Annotated in this window: 13 protein-coding genes; 4 read left to right on the top strand and 9 right to left on the bottom strand. The window is 66.8% G+C overall.

The window, feature by feature from the left end; translation table 11 throughout:
- Positions 1 to 42: 42 nt before the first annotated feature.
- Both QXK92_RS16925 and QXK92_RS16920 read right to left on the bottom strand, forming a co-directional pair.
- Positions 43 to 873, bottom strand: a complete 831-nt coding sequence (locus QXK92_RS16925; protein WP_306243064.1) for a hypothetical protein — start codon at positions 871 to 873, stop codon at positions 43 to 45.
- 104 nt (positions 874 to 977) lie between these two features.
- A complete protein-coding gene (locus QXK92_RS16920; protein ID WP_306243062.1) occupies positions 978 to 1,274 on the bottom strand; it encodes a hypothetical protein in 297 nt (98 codons plus the stop codon).
- 118 nt (positions 1,275 to 1,392) lie between these two features.
- Between QXK92_RS16920 and QXK92_RS16915 the strand changes: the two genes are divergently transcribed.
- Positions 1,393 to 2,148, top strand: a complete 756-nt coding sequence (locus QXK92_RS16915; protein ID WP_306243060.1) for an isocitrate lyase/phosphoenolpyruvate mutase family protein — start codon at positions 1,393 to 1,395, stop codon at positions 2,146 to 2,148.
- Between the two features lie 63 nt (positions 2,149 to 2,211).
- Here the strand turns inward: QXK92_RS16915 and QXK92_RS16910 are convergent, their stop codons facing one another.
- A complete protein-coding gene (locus tag QXK92_RS16910) occupies positions 2,212 to 2,661 on the bottom strand; it encodes an Hsp20/alpha crystallin family protein (protein ID WP_306243058.1) in 450 nt (149 codons plus the stop codon).
- Positions 2,662 to 2,876: 215 nt separating this feature from the next.
- On the opposite strand from QXK92_RS16910, the gene nirB reads away from it, so the two are divergent.
- Together nirB and nirD are read left to right on the top strand one after the other, a co-directional pair.
- A complete protein-coding gene (nirB, locus tag QXK92_RS16905) occupies positions 2,877 to 5,438 on the top strand; it encodes a nitrite reductase large subunit NirB (RefSeq protein ID WP_306243056.1) in 2,562 nt (853 codons plus the stop codon).
- Positions 5,439 to 5,462: 24 nt separating this feature from the next.
- Entirely contained in the window at positions 5,463 to 5,831 is a 369-nt protein-coding gene (gene nirD / locus QXK92_RS16900) for a nitrite reductase small subunit NirD (protein WP_306243054.1), read from the top strand.
- On the opposite strand, the gene QXK92_RS16895 is transcribed toward nirD, so the two are convergent.
- The 4 genes from QXK92_RS16895 to QXK92_RS16880 are packed head-to-tail and all read right to left on the bottom strand — an operon-like array spanning position 5,828 to position 9,602.
- Positions 5,828 to 6,277 (bottom strand): hypothetical protein, encoded by a 450-nt coding sequence (locus QXK92_RS16895; RefSeq protein WP_306243052.1) that lies wholly within the window; start codon positions 6,275 to 6,277, stop codon positions 5,828 to 5,830. The two genes, nirD and QXK92_RS16895, sit on opposite strands and share 4 nt — an antisense overlap.
- Positions 6,278 to 6,323: 46 nt before the next feature.
- Complete coding sequence (locus tag QXK92_RS16890) at positions 6,324 to 7,028, bottom strand: sirohydrochlorin chelatase (RefSeq protein ID WP_306243051.1); 705 nt, start codon at positions 7,026 to 7,028, stop codon at positions 6,324 to 6,326.
- Positions 7,025 to 8,170: a uroporphyrinogen-III synthase gene (locus QXK92_RS16885; RefSeq protein ID WP_306243049.1), complete on the bottom strand. Its 1,146-nt coding sequence runs from the start codon at positions 8,168 to 8,170 to the stop codon at positions 7,025 to 7,027. Before QXK92_RS16885 ends, QXK92_RS16890 begins: the two co-directional genes overlap by 4 nt.
- A gap of 34 nt (positions 8,171 to 8,204) precedes the next feature.
- Positions 8,205 to 9,602 (bottom strand): NarK/NasA family nitrate transporter, encoded by a 1,398-nt coding sequence (locus QXK92_RS16880; protein ID WP_306244489.1) that lies wholly within the window; start codon positions 9,600 to 9,602, stop codon positions 8,205 to 8,207.
- Between the two features lie 413 nt (positions 9,603 to 10,015).
- Here QXK92_RS16880 and QXK92_RS16875 point away from each other — a divergent pair, with 413 nt between their 5' ends.
- The gene (locus QXK92_RS16875; protein WP_306243047.1) at positions 10,016 to 11,827 is read left to right on the top strand and encodes a PE family protein; all 1,812 of its coding nucleotides are present in this window, start codon (positions 10,016 to 10,018) and stop codon (positions 11,825 to 11,827) included.
- Between the two features lies 1 nt (position 11,828).
- Here QXK92_RS16875 and QXK92_RS16870 read toward each other — a convergent pair whose 3' ends face one another.
- Both QXK92_RS16870 and QXK92_RS16865 read right to left on the bottom strand, forming a co-directional pair.
- Complete coding sequence (locus tag QXK92_RS16870; RefSeq protein ID WP_306243045.1) at positions 11,829 to 13,226, bottom strand: NarK/NasA family nitrate transporter; 1,398 nt, start codon at positions 13,224 to 13,226, stop codon at positions 11,829 to 11,831.
- A 123-nt stretch (positions 13,227 to 13,349) separates the two neighbouring features.
- On the bottom strand, positions 13,350 to 13,883 hold the full coding sequence (locus tag QXK92_RS16865; protein WP_306243043.1) for a GNAT family N-acetyltransferase: 534 nt from the start codon (positions 13,881 to 13,883) through the stop codon (positions 13,350 to 13,352).
- Positions 13,884 to 13,902: the final 19 nt, after the last annotated feature.

Here is a 13,902-nt window from a genome sequence, read left to right as displayed (position 1 = left end):
ATTTTCGTTCGCGATTCGACCGACGGGCTGTCAGCGGCCGACTCAATGGCCGATGAATCGCAAGTCGGAGATGGTGCCGCTGGACACCAGCAAGATGTAGAAGTCGGTGAACATCAGGGTGCCGAGCGTGATCCACGCGTACATCTTGTGCCGCTCGTTGATTTTGCTGACCTGAGTCCAGATCCAATACCGCACAGGGTGCTTGGAGAAGTGCTTGAGCCGGCCGCCGGTGACGTGCCGGCAGGAGTGGCAGGACAGCGTGTAGGTCCACAGCATGATGACGTTGCCGAGCAGCACGAGATTGCCCAAGCCGAAACCGAATCCGCCCGGGCCGTCCTCGCTGTGGAAGGCGGCGATGGCGTCCCAGGTGTTGATCACCGAGATGATGCCGGCGATGTAGAAGAAATACCGGTGGGTGTTCTGGATGATCAGCGGGAACTTGGTTTCGCCGGTGTAGTGGACGCGGGGCTCGGCCACCGCGCAGGCGGTGGGCGACTGCCAGACCGTGCGGTAGTAGGCGCCGCGGTAGTAGTAGCAGGTCAACCGGAACAGCAGCAGGAACGGCAGGGTCAGCGCCGCGTACGGCAGCCACCACACATCCGGCAGAATCTGCGGCCAGAATTCACTGGCCTCACCGCAGGCCTTGCTGACGCACGGAGAATAGAACGGCGTCAGGTAGTGGTACTTCGGTACGTAGAAGTAGTCCTGCTGGAAAGCCCGCGCTGTCGCGTAGATGACGAATGCAGCGAAGCCGAGGTTGATCCTCAGCGGCTGCAGCCACCACCTGTCGGTGCGGAGGGTCTTCTGCCCAATCCGGGCGCGGGTAGCTGAAAAGACGCCGGACTCAGAACGGCTCGCCGTTGGTGCGCTCATCTAATGTGTTGTTCCTCTTCGAACGGGCTGTAGCTCGAAGGGTACACAGAATGAACGCCCGCTCCTTAGTCGGGCTTCTCAGTTGGGCCTCGCAGTCGGGGCGACTAATACCTGCTGTGACCTCCGACACCCTCGTCGTCGACATCGCGCCAGAAGTCGGTGTCGTACTGGGTGTCCGGGATGGCGATCTTCTCGCTGGATTGGTAGATCGTGGCCCTCGTCAGGTCCAATTCGGCGACATCGTTGTCGAGTAATTCGATGTCAGTGAGGATTCGTTCGGCGTCGATGACGATGCGCCGTGTCGCGGGATTGTCCCCGTACCGCGACTTCAGCGAGGTTACGCACCGCCGCAGCCCCCGCATCAGGTCGTGCAGTTCGGTGAGTTCAGTGGCAGTGGACAAACGATGCTCCCCGGGCCGAAGGTGTTACGGATCACAGTACGCCAGTCGATACTATCCGCTGTCGGAGCCGGACACCGGACAAGTTGAGTCTCGCTGCCGAGAAAGTGACTTTGTGCCCATGCCGCTGGAATTGGCCGAACAGGCCCGGGTGCTACTGCAGCTACATCAACCGGGGAACCCGGTGGTGCTGCCCACGGTGTGGGACGCGTGGTCGGCGAAGTTGGCCGCAGCGGCCGGATTCGCGGCACTGACGGTGGGCAGCCACCCGCTGGCCGACTCGGTTGGCAAACCCGACAGCGAGGGCATGTCGTTCGACGACGTGCTGGCCCGGGTCGCGCAGATCACCGCGGCGGTCGAATTGCCGGTCTCGGTCGACATCGAGTCCGGCTACGGACTGCCGGCCGCGCGGCTGATCGAGGGCCTGCTGGGCGTTGGTGCCGTCGGGCTGAACATCGAAGACACCGTGCACTCCGAGGGCGGACGCCTGCGGTCCTCGGCCGAGCACGCCGGGTTGGTGGGTGAGTTGCGCTCCGCCGCCGACGCGGCGGGCGTGCACGTCGTGATCAACGCGCGAACGGACGTGTTCCTACGCCAGGAAGGCGACCCCGAGGACCGGGTCGAGCTGGCCGTGGCACGGCTCACCGAGGCCGCCGAAGCCGGTGCCGACGTGCTCTACCCGGTGGCCCGTCATGACCCGGAGACGTTGCGGCGCTTGGCAACTGACTTGCCCCTGCCGGTCAACGCGATCGCGGTGCCAGACCAGGACGACCCGGCTTCGTTCGGCCCGCTCGGTGTGGCCCGGATCAGCTTCGGCCCGTTCTTGCAGTCCGCGCTGTCGGCCCGCGCCAACGAATTGCTCGCCCGCTGGCGCTGATGCCGAGCAGTCACAAAAGCCCCCGACACGCCGGGCGTGCCGGGGTCTTTGTGTCTGGTCGCGCTACTTGGTGATGGCGATGCGCTGCGGCTGCGCCCCGGCGTAGGCGCCGGTGACCCGCACGGTCAGCACTCCGGCGTCGTACGACGCGGAAATGGCGTCGCCGGTGACGTGCGCCGGCAGCTGGAACGACCGGCGGAACGACCCGTAGCGAATCTCCCGCAGCGTGCGGCCGTGCTCTTCTTCGGCGTGTTCGTCACGGTGTTCGCCGTGAATGACCAGGCGGCCCTTGTCCACCTCGACGTTGACGTCCTTCTCGACGTCCACTCCCGGCAGTTCCAACCGCACTACCGCGTCCTCGCCGTCTTTGAGGATTTCGGCCGCGGGGTTAAAGCCGCTGGTCGTAGGCTCGGAAACGGTTCGGGCCCAGTCGGCGGACGCCGGACCGAAAAAGTCCCGCAGCCACCGGTCGGTGTCCCACGCCGGACGCGACCACAAGGCGAGATTGCTCATGGGTGACTCCTTGATCTTCGTTGTGAGTTAGCTGTGTCCGACGCTGTGGTGGTCGGCTACCCGATAAAACATGAGCGAACCACGCTTAAGTTCCACCTGCGCGTTCGCCGGGAGCGAACATCGTCACACAGGCGATTGCCAGCTGTGAGGACGGCGTGATGAATGCGTCACATTTGGCGACATTCCCCGCAACATCGGCTTCGTAGTCTCGTGACATGTCCTCTGCCGGAAGTACTCCCGCGCGCGCTGCTGCCCGGCGTGTAGTCGTGGTCGGCCACGGGATGGTCGGTCACCGGTTCGTCGAGGCGCTGCGCGCCCGCGACAGCAGTGGCTCGTGGCGGATCACCGTGCTGGCCGAAGAGGCGGACGCCGCCTACGACCGCGTCGGCCTGACCTCGTACACCGAAAGCTGGGATCGCACCCTGTTGGCCCTGCCGGGCAATGACTACGCCGGTGACTCGCAGGTGCGACTGCTGCTGAACACCCGCGTCACCGAAATCGACCGCGCCGCAAAGGTAGTGGTCACAGCAGACGGCGGGATCCACCCCTGGGACGTGCTGGTGCTGGCCACCGGGTCCTATGCCTTCGTCCCGCCGGTCACCGGTCACGACCTGCCGTCCTGCCACGTCTACCGCACCCTTGATGACCTGGACGCCATCCGCGCCTGCGCCCAGCGGACGGTCGAGTCCGGCCGGGCCGAGTCCGGGGTGGTCATCGGCGGTGGGCTGCTGGGGCTGGAGGCCGCCAACGCGTTGCGCCAGTTCGGATTACCGACGCACGTCGTCGAGATGATGCCGCGCCTGATGGCCCAGCAGATCGACGAGGCCGGCGGCGCGCTGCTGGCCCGGATGATCGGCGACCTCGGGATCGACATCCACGTCGGTACCGGTACCGAATCCATTGAGCCCGTGACGCATTCGGACGGTGCCGAATCGCTGACGGTGCGGCTCTCGGACGGCCGGGTGATCGACGCCGGACTGGTGATCTTCGCCGCCGGTATCAGGCCGCGGGACGAGTTGGCCCGTGCCGCCGGCCTGGACATCGCCCCCCGGGGCGGCGTCCTCACCGACTCGGCCTGTCGCACCAGCGATCCGGACATCTACGCGATCGGCGAGGTGGCCGCCATCGAAGGCCGCTGCTACGGCCTGGTCGGGCCGGGTTACACCAGCGCCGAAGTGGTGGCCGACCGGTTGGTCGACGGCACCGCGGAATTTCCCGAGGCGGACCTGTCCACCAAGCTCAAGCTGCTCGGCGTCGACGTCGCCAGCTTCGGCGACGCGATGGGCACCACCGAGAACTGCCTCGAGGTCGTCATCAACGACGCCGTGAACCGCACCTACGCCAAGCTGGTGCTCTCCGACGACGCCAAGACGTTGCTCGGCGGCGTACTGGTGGGAGACGCGTCGGCGTACGGCGTGCTGCGTCCCATGGTCGGCAGTGAATTGCCCGGGGACCCATTGGCTCTTATCGCGCCCGCCGGGTCGCCCGGTGCGGCCGGAGCGCTGGGCATTGGCGCACTGCCGGATTCGGCTCAGATCTGCTCCTGCAACAACGTCAGCAAGGGTGACCTGAAGTGCGCCATCGCCGACGGCTGTGCCGACGTTCCGGCGCTCAAAGCGTGCACCGCGGCGGGCACCTCGTGCGGGTCCTGCGTGCCGTTGCTCAAGCAGCTGCTCGAAGCCGAGGGTGTGGAGCAGTCCAAGGCGCTGTGCGAACACTTCTCCCAGTCGCGGGCGGAGCTGTTCCAGATCATCTCCGCCACCGAGATCCGCACCTTCTCCGGTCTGCTGGAGCGCTTCGGCCGCGGAAAAGGTTGCGACATCTGCAAACCCGTCGTCGCCTCCATCCTGGCTTCCACCGGGTCGGACCACATTCTGGAGGGGGAGCAGGCCGCCCTGCAGGACTCCAACGACCACTTCCTGGCCAATATCCAGCGCAACGGCAGCTACTCCGTGGTTCCGCGGGTGCCCGGCGGCGACATCAAGCCCGAGCACCTGATCCTGATCGGTCAGATCGCCCAGGATTTCGGGCTCTACACCAAGATCACCGGCGGCCAGCGGATCGACATGTTCGGCGCCCGGGTGGACCAGTTGCCGGCGATCTGGAAGCGGCTCGTCGACGCTGGGATGGAGTCGGGCCATGCCTACGGCAAGGCGCTGCGGACGGTGAAGAGCTGCGTCGGCAGCGACTGGTGCCGTTACGGGCAACAGGATTCGGTGCAGCTGGCCATCGACCTCGAACTGCGCTACCGCGGACTGCGGGCTCCGCACAAGATCAAGCTCGGCGTCTCCGGTTGCGCACGTGAGTGCGCCGAGGCGCGCGGCAAGGACGTCGGCATCATCGCCACCGAGCAGGGTTGGAACCTCTACGTCGGCGGCAACGGCGGGATGACCCCCAAGCACGCCCAACTGCTGGCCGGCGACCTGGACACCGAGACAATGGTCCGCTACATCGACCGGTTCCTGATGTACTACATCCGCACGGCCGACCGGTTGCAGCGGACCGCGCCGTGGGTGGAATCACTCGGTCTGGACCACATACGTGAAGTGGTGTGCGACGACTCGCTGGGCCTGGCTGCGGAATTCGAGGCGGCCATCGAACGGCACGTCGAGAACTACCAGTGCGAATGGAAGGGCGTCCTGGAGGATCCGGACAAGCTCTCGCGCTTCGTCTCGTTCGTCAACGCCCCCGGTGCCGTCGACCCGACGGTGACGTTCACCGAACGTTCTGGGCGCAAAGTGCCTGTGCCCATTGGTATCCCGCGGATTCGCGGATAGCTCTAGCTAGGGAGGGAATGAATCATGACCATCGTCAACGACATCCAGGCATGGACCACGGCCTGCGCGTACGACCACCTCATTGCGGGACGCGGAGTCGGGGTGCTGCTCGATGACGGCGCGCAGGCCGCGCTGTTCCGCCTCGACGACGGAACGCTGCACGCAATCGGCAACATCGACCCGTTCTCGGGCGCGGCGGTGCTGTCCCGCGGCATCGTCGGCGATCGCGCCGGCCGTGCCGTGGTCCAATCGCCGATCCTCAAGCAGGCTTTCGCGCTCGACGACGGTACCTGCCTGGACGACGAGCGGGTGTCGGTGCCGGTCTACCCGGTGCGGGTTACCGCTGACGGCCGTATCCAGGTCGGCCGGTTCGCCGTGCGGATGGCCGCTTAGTCGATCTTTCCGACGAGGTAGCGCTGCATCGTCGGGCCGATCGCGTCCACCAGCTGTTCCACCGTCATCGAGTGCAACGGCTCGGAGCGCACGCCGTAGCGCATGATTCCCAGCCCGACCAGTTGCGAGGCGCACAACGAGGCCCGCACCGCGATCTTGTCGGCGCCCAGCATCTTGAGCAACGGGTTGAACACCGGACCGATCAGCATCGACTGCACGACCTCGGCGGTCTTCGACAGACCGGTGGATGCGATCGCACTCGCGGCAAAAGGCCCGCCACCGGCGGCATCCCACGTGGTGATCAGCATGTAAAGCGTGCGGCGTCCTACCTGGTTGACGCTGCCGGTGAAAATGCGGTCGATGAACTCTGGCGTCCGAAACGGCAAACGGAGCATCTTCGCCACATCGTCGAGGAGTCCTCGCGAGGGCTCTTCGTTACGGACCATGTTGCCAGGATTACCCACGATGCCCGCAAACATCAAGTGTCGTTGCTCACGCCGTCCGCTGGTACAGCGCCCCGCCGGACCGGACGGCGGCGTGACGGAACCGCCCGGCCACCAGGCCGGCAAGTTCTGGATGGGTGCCCAGCGGCCGCGTGACAAGGTCGGCGCCGCAGTCGTCCAGGCGCTCCTGAAACAGACCGTCGGCCAGCAGATAGGACGCCACCACGACGCGACGCGCGCCCCGGCGGCGCGCGTCGGTGACGGCGTCGCGGATGTGAGGACTGCCGGTGGCGGCGAAACCCAGTGCCACCGGCGAGCCGGTCATGGTCGACAGCAACGCTGCCGCTTGGTCCAGGTCGGCGCGGGCGCGCCGGTCTGACGTGCCGGCCGCGGCCAGGATCACCGAATCACTGTGAGCCCAACCACTTTCCACCAGGTTCTGATAGATGAGGCGGGTGATATCCCGGCTCGGCCCGAGCGCGGGGGTGACGAGGACGTCCGGGTGGCCGCTGGCCTCGATGTGTGCGGGCAGATCGGCACGGACGTGATAGCCGCGGGACAGGAACGCCGGCAGCACGATTGCTGGTCCCCCGGGCAGATTCGACAGGACCTCGCTGGGGGTCGGTCCCACTACGTCGACGAACGCCACCAGGATGCTGCGGTCGAGGATTTCACCCACCCGAGCAGCGAGGTCACCGATCATGGCGACACCGGCCTGCCGGCGGGTGCCGTGGGCGGTCAGGATCAGGCTCATGCGGCGTCATGCTCTCCATCGAGGGCCAGCCGGTATCCCCGCTTGACCACGGTAGCGACGATGTTCCTGTCGCCCAACGCCGTTCGCAACCGAAGCACGGCGGTGTCCACCGCGTGTGTGTCGCCGCCGTTGCCGGGCAACACCCGGAGCAGTTCGGCGCGCCCCACCACATCTCCGGGCCGGTGGGCCAGTGCCCGCAGTATCGCCATGCCCGAACCCGACACCGTCTTGACCGATCCGTCGACCAGCACGCAGGTTCCCCTGATGTCCACCAGGTGGCCGGCGGCGTGCACGCTGCACGAGCCGAGTAGCGGCAATTCCTCGGCGATATGGCGAGCTAAGGCTCCCAGCCGCATTCGTTCCGGCGACGATGTCGGCACACCTTGCCTGATCAACGGCCGGGATGTCACCGGGCCGACGCACATCGCATGCACACTGCTGCGGAATGCGGCCAGTACCTGGTCTTCGATACCCAGATCGCGGCTGCGTTCCAGCACCGCAACCGCGGCGGGGGCCGACGTGAAGCTGACGGCGTCGAACTGACGCCGGGCGATGCCGGTGACAAGCTGATCGAACTCTCCGTCCAACGGCACTGGCTTCCAACGGTATACCCGGATCGGCACCACCTCGGCGCCCGCTGCGCGCAGCCCGCCGAGGAACTCCGGGAACGGGTCCCACCCGTCGGCCGCGCCGTGCAGCTGGACGGCGATACGCTTGCCGGCGACTCCCGTCTTGAGCAGATATTCCAAGACCTCGTGCGACGATTCGGATTCCGGGGACCATTCCTCACGGAGTCCGGCGGCACGCAACGCACCGGTTGCTTTGGGGCCGCGTGAGATAACCCGCGCCGACGCCAGGGCATCCATCAGTTCGGTCGCCAGACCCCACCCCTCGGCGGCCGCCACCCAACCGCGAAATCCGATGCCGGTGTGGGCCACCAGAATGTCGGGCGGAGTAGTGATCAAAGCTGCGGTGTTGCTGTGCAATTCGTCGTCGTCGGGCAGCGCGATCATGCTGATTGCGGGTGCGGCGAAGACCTCCGCCCCATGGCGGTTGAGCAGTGCGCACAGCTCTTCGGCGCGGCGTGCTGAGGTGACTGCGATCCGGTAGCCGGTGAGTGGCGCAGAAGGTGACTGGGCCATATGTCCTTTGTATGCCAGGCTCATTTCCGAAGCGTTACCTGGCAATTGCTGCAGCATTGCCCTCTTCCGCGTTCTTCGTCACAGTTGTGGCGGGACGCCGCACGTACATCACCCAGGTGAGCCACGCGGCGAAGACGTAGGACGCCAGGAACATCCAGTAAGCCGATGTTTCGGTGCCGCTGTGCAAGTACGACTCGCGTAGCGCCATGTTGATGCCTACTCCGCCCAGAGCGCCCACTGCTGAACAGAAGCCGATCAGCGAACCCGACATGGCGCGTGCCCAGTGCCGCCGCTCGGCCTCGCCGACGTTCAGAGAGCGGCTACGTGCCTCGAAGATGGACGGGATCAGCTTGAACACCGACCCGTTGCCCATGCCGGCCAGGATGAACAATGCGATGAAGCACAGCACATAGCCGATCAGGGTGAGACTGCCACTGCGTGGCGCGATGTCGTCATGGGTGCTGATGGCCACGAGTAATCCGGCGGCCACAATCATGCCGCCGAGCACTCCCAGGGTCACGCGACTTCCGCCGATGCGGTCTGACAACCGGCCGCCGTAGATCCGCGCCAGCGAGCCCAACAGTGGTCCGACGAAGGCGATCTGAGCGGCGTGCAGCGAGGCGTGCTTGACCGTCTCGCCATGTTCGGAGAAGTTGACCTGCAACACCTGGCCGAACGCGAATGCGAACCCGATCCATGATCCGAAGGTGCAGATGTAGAGCAGCGAAATCACCCAGGTGTGCCGTACGAAGAGCACCGAGCGCAACGTGTTCAGCTCGACGCCATGCTCGAGATTGTCCATGAACAGCGCCGCGGCGATACCGGCAATTGCCAGCAGCACAAGGTAAACCGCGCACACCCAGTACGGAGCCTGGTGACCGGCGATGGCGAAGGCCAACAGCCCCGCGAGTTGGATCACCGCCACCCCGAGGTTTCCCACCCCGGCGTTGACGGCCAGCGCCGACCCTTTGAGCCGCTCCGGATAGAAGGCGTTCACATTGGCCAGCGACGCCGCGTAATTGCCGCCGCCGAGTCCGGTCATGGCCGCGCACAACACATATGGCCACAGCGGCAGGCCGGGATGGGACAGCAGCGCGATCGTCAGACCGGTAGGGATCAGCAGCACGAATGCCGAGAACGTCGTCCAGTTGCGGCCGCCGAAGCGGGCGATGCCCAGGGTGTATGGGATGCGCGCGCAGCCGCCGACCAGGGTGGCGACGGCGCCCAGCAACAGTTTGTCGCCGGCCGAAAATCCGTATACCGAGGCGGGCATGAACAGGGTCATGACCGACCACAGCGTCCAGATGGAGAACGCGACGTGATCGCCGGCCACCGTGCAGAGCAGATTGCGCCTGGCGATCTTGTCGTTCCCGGCCTCCCATGCCTTGATGTCTTCGGGATTCCAGTCCGCGATGCGGTGGTTGCGGCCCATAGGCTGGTTGACCTTTCCGGGCGCCGCGATGGGCACCATGAAGTGAAGAGGGTTGCGCCGACGTTGGTTTCGATGCTCACATCGGGCGCCGAAGGCAGTCAACTCAAAAGGGCCGCCAGGGACTGAAAGTTGCGTTCCAGTTTTCTGGCAGATCGCTGTAAGCCACGAAATGTGGTCAATTCGAGTGAGATTCGCTACACACTGGCGGCCGGTGTCAGCGCCGAATGGGAGTTTCGCGACCCCTGCCGACGCGTGGTGAGCGCCGCACTGCCAGCTGACGGCGCTCCACCAGTTGGGGGAGAGAACTTCATCCCCCCAATCCCCCAGCCGGCGTAGAGACGTGTGGCGCGCGCCACACGAGAGTGGTGGGCGGGCCCAGACATCGGCCGCAACAGCGAGGGAACGGATCACAAATGTCGTATCTAGTCGTTGCCCCAGAGGCTATTTCGTCAGCAGCGGTTGATCTTGCCGGCATCGGTTCGGCACTGCGTTGGGCGAATGCGGCGGCCGCGGCTCCGACGACACACGTCATCGCCGCCGGCGCCGACGAGGTGTCGCAGGCGCTCGCGTCGCTGTTCTCCGGTCATGGTCAGACGTATCAGAGCCTTTCCTCTCAGCTGTCGACGTTGCACGACCAGTTCGTGCAGGCGCTCAACTCGAACGGCAACCTGTACGAGCGCGCCGAGGGGGCCGGCGTAGCGCAGCTGCAGCACCTCCTCGATTCGGTTAACGCGCCCACCGAGGCGGCGATGGGCCGACCCCTGATCGGTAACGGCGCTGACGGCGCCGCCGGTTCGGGTGCCGACGGCGGCGCAGGCGGGATCCTTTGGGGCAACGGCGGAAACGGCGGATCGGGTGGGTCTGGCCAGGCCGGCGGTGCGGGCGGCGCGGCCGGACTGATCGGCAGCGGCGGCGCGGGCGGTGCCGGCGGTGCGGGTGCCAATGGCGGCTCCGGCGGCCGCGGCGGATGGCTCTACGGCCAAGGCGGCAACGGCGGCAGCGGCGGCGCATCGACGTCGGTCGGCATGGCTGGTGGCAACGGAGGGTCCGGTGGAAGCGCCGGGCTGTTCGGCACAGGTGGTAACGGCGGTCATGGCGGTGCCGGGATGTCCGGCGCAGACGCCGTCAACCCGGCATCGGTGACCGACCCGGGCCTCAATGGCGAGGACAGCATGAGTAACCAGGTCGGTCAGACCGGAGCCGCCAGGGGTGGCCTCGGTTCCCCCGGCTCGCCCGGCACCGTCGGCGTCAATGGCGGCGACGGCGGTAACGGGGGCAGCGCTGACGTCACCAAAACCCCGGGCCTCACCACAGGAGCCGACGCCATCTCCGGAAGCGGAGGTAAAGGCGGTACCGGAGGTGCCGGCGGGGCGAGTGGCGGCGACGGCGGTACTGCCGGCTACGCCCGCGCCGTCGACGGTGGGGCCGTCGCGGCCTTCGGTGGCAAGGGCGGTGACGGTGGCGTCGGTCTGGACGGACAGGCCGGCAGCGCCGGCGGCGCCGGCGGTGCAGGGGGCCGTGGCGGATTGTTGATCGGCAACGGCGGCGATGGCGGCCTCGGCGGCTTCGGTGGCCGTGGCGGAAACGGTTCCAGCGGCGGATCCGGTGGTAACGGCGGCGGGCACTATCCGATTGACTCGTCTTCGACGAACGCCGCCTACAGCTCCGGCGGCAACGCGTTCGCCGGGTTCGGTGGACGGGGCGGCGGTGGCGGCGAGGGAGGTCACGGTGGCCAGGGTGGCGCCGGCGGCGCCGGTGGGAATGCCGGTGCCGGCGGTTGGCTGGTCGGCGACGGTGGAGTCGGCGGCCACGGTGGCGCCGGCGGTGCCGGCGGCATCGGCGGTACGGGTGGCACCGGTGGGAATGGTGCGGCCGGCGGCAACGTCGGTGCACCCGACGGCATCGCGTTCGGCGGCTTCGGCGGTGGCGGGGGAGACGCCGGCCACGGCGGCGACGGAGGCGACGGGGGCAACGGTGGTTCCGGCGGTGCCGGCGGACGCGGCGGCCTCGTCGGTTGGGACGGCGGGGCCGGCAGCTTCGGTGACGGCGGAGCGGGGGGTGCCGGCGGCTCGCGGGGTGGCGCCGGTACCGGTGGTGCTGCCGGGTTGGGGCTCGGGTCTGTCGGCTACGAGGGCATGGCCGGACCCGACGGGCTCAGCACCCCGGACTTCGACGGAGCCGACGGCACTACCGGTTACCCCGGCCCGACAGTCAAGCGCGCGTGAGCTACACGTAGGCAAGGCCGGTGCGGCCGGCAGTGGCCGAGGTCAACGGCCTGCGCACGTAGATGAGCCAGGTCAGCAGTGCAGCGGCGATGTAGCATCCGACGAAGACCCAGAACGCCGATGTGGCGGTCCCGCTGCTCGAATACGATTGGCGCAGTGCGAGATTCACGCCGACACCGCCCAGCGCACCCACCGCTCCGGCGAAGCCGATCAGGGCGCCGGACATCGAACGCGACCACTGCCGTCGTTCGGTCTCACTCAACGGCATTGAGTGGCTGCGCGCTTCGAAGATGGACGGGATCATCTTGTAAACAGAGCCGTTGCCGATGCCGGACAGGATGAACAGCGCCACGAAGCCCACGACGTAGCCGATCATCATCGAGGCCGGCGCCGGCCCGGTGCGGTGCTCGCCGAAAGTGCTGACGCTTACCAGAATTCCGGCTGCCAGGATCATCGCGCAGAACGCGCTCAGCGTGACCCGCCCGCCGTCGATGCGGTCGGCGAGCCGGCCCCCGTACACGCGCGACAGCGAGCCCAGCAGCGGTCCCAGAAATGCGATCTGGGCGGCGTGCAGGGAGGCCTGAGCGGTGCTCTGGCCGCTGGCGATGAAGTTGATCTGCAGCACCTGACCGAACGCGAAGGAGAACCCGATGAACGAGCCGAAGGTGCCGATGTAAAGCGCGGAGATGACCCAGGTGTGCGGCTCGGCAAGCATCTTGCGCATGGTGTCGAGCTCGATGCGGTACTGCTTGAGGTTGTCCATGTACAGCGCCGCGCCGATCCCGGCCACCGCCAGGAGCACCAGGTACACCGCGCAGACCCAGTACGGCCGGCGGTCGCCGAGTGTCGCGATCACCAGCAGGCCGACCAGCTGAATCATCGGAACCCCGAGGTTGCCCCCACCGGCATTGAGTGCCAGCGCCCAGCCTTTGAGTCGTTGCGGATAGAACGCGTTGATGTTGGTCATGGAGGAGGCGAAGTTGCCGCCGCCCAGTCCGGCCAGCGCGGCGCACACCAGATACGGCCACCGCGGCAACCCTGGATTTGCCAGCAGCGCAATGGTTCCGACGGTCGGAATCAGCAGCACCACCGCGGAGAAGACGGTCCAGTTGCGGCCGCCGAACTTCGCTGTGGCGAAGGTGTAGGGGAATCGCAGGCAGCCACCGACCAGCGTCGCCGTGGCACCCAGCAGGAACTTGTCGCCGGCGGAGAATCCGTACACCGACGCCGGCATGAACAGCACCATCACCGACCAGATCGACCAGATGGAGAATCCGACATGCTCGGCGAGCACCGACCAGATCAGGTTGCGCCGGGCGATGTCCTTGTTGCCCGCCTCCCAGGCAACCACGTCTTCGGGATCCCAATCGGAGATAACGTGCGAACGGCGGGCGAACATGAAGACTCCTAACGTCATCGACCTCGCCGCTCACGCTAGAAATGCATTGTTGCCCGGGAGCTTCCGTCAGCGACCCGGGCGTGTGAACTTCAGCTCACCGCACCGCGACCCGCGGTGTGAGGCTTACCAGACGTCTCCGTCGCGCCAATCGCACATCAGCTCCGCGGAGGTGTCCAGGTTGACGCTCACCGGCAGGACGAATACCGAATCGTCGTCATCGGGAGTACGGGCCGGGCCGGTGGGAGCCAGCACCGACGTCGGGCCGAGCCAGGGCAACCAGCCGCGGGCCGAATACAGCCCGCGGGCGCGGTCCGAGGAACTGAGGGCGCCGAGTTGGTAGGCGCCGCGCATCACCTGTTCGACACCGTCGAGCAGCGCGTGAACCAGCCCCTGGCCGCGCCAATCCTCGCGTACCGCAACGCCTTCCACGTATCCGCAACGCAGCGCGTGGTCCCGGTAGATCAGCCGCCGCTGCACCACCGCGGCATGCGCGATGATGGCGCCGTGGTGCCAGACCAGCGCGTGCATCCCACCCAGCGTGTGTTCCCAGTCGGTGTCGGTGAAGTCGCCGGCGAATGCCGTGGTGACCATCTGGTAGATGCTCTGGCGCGTGTGCGTGTCCAGATCGGCGGTGTGGACCAGGCGTGCGGTGTGCACGGTGCTTGTTCTACCAGGC

It is taken from the genome of Mycobacterium sp. TY815, assembly GCF_030755135.1.
Classification (GTDB): domain Bacteria; phylum Actinomycetota; class Actinomycetes; order Mycobacteriales; family Mycobacteriaceae; genus Mycobacterium.
This window is presented reverse-complemented; position numbering and strand designations above follow the sequence as displayed.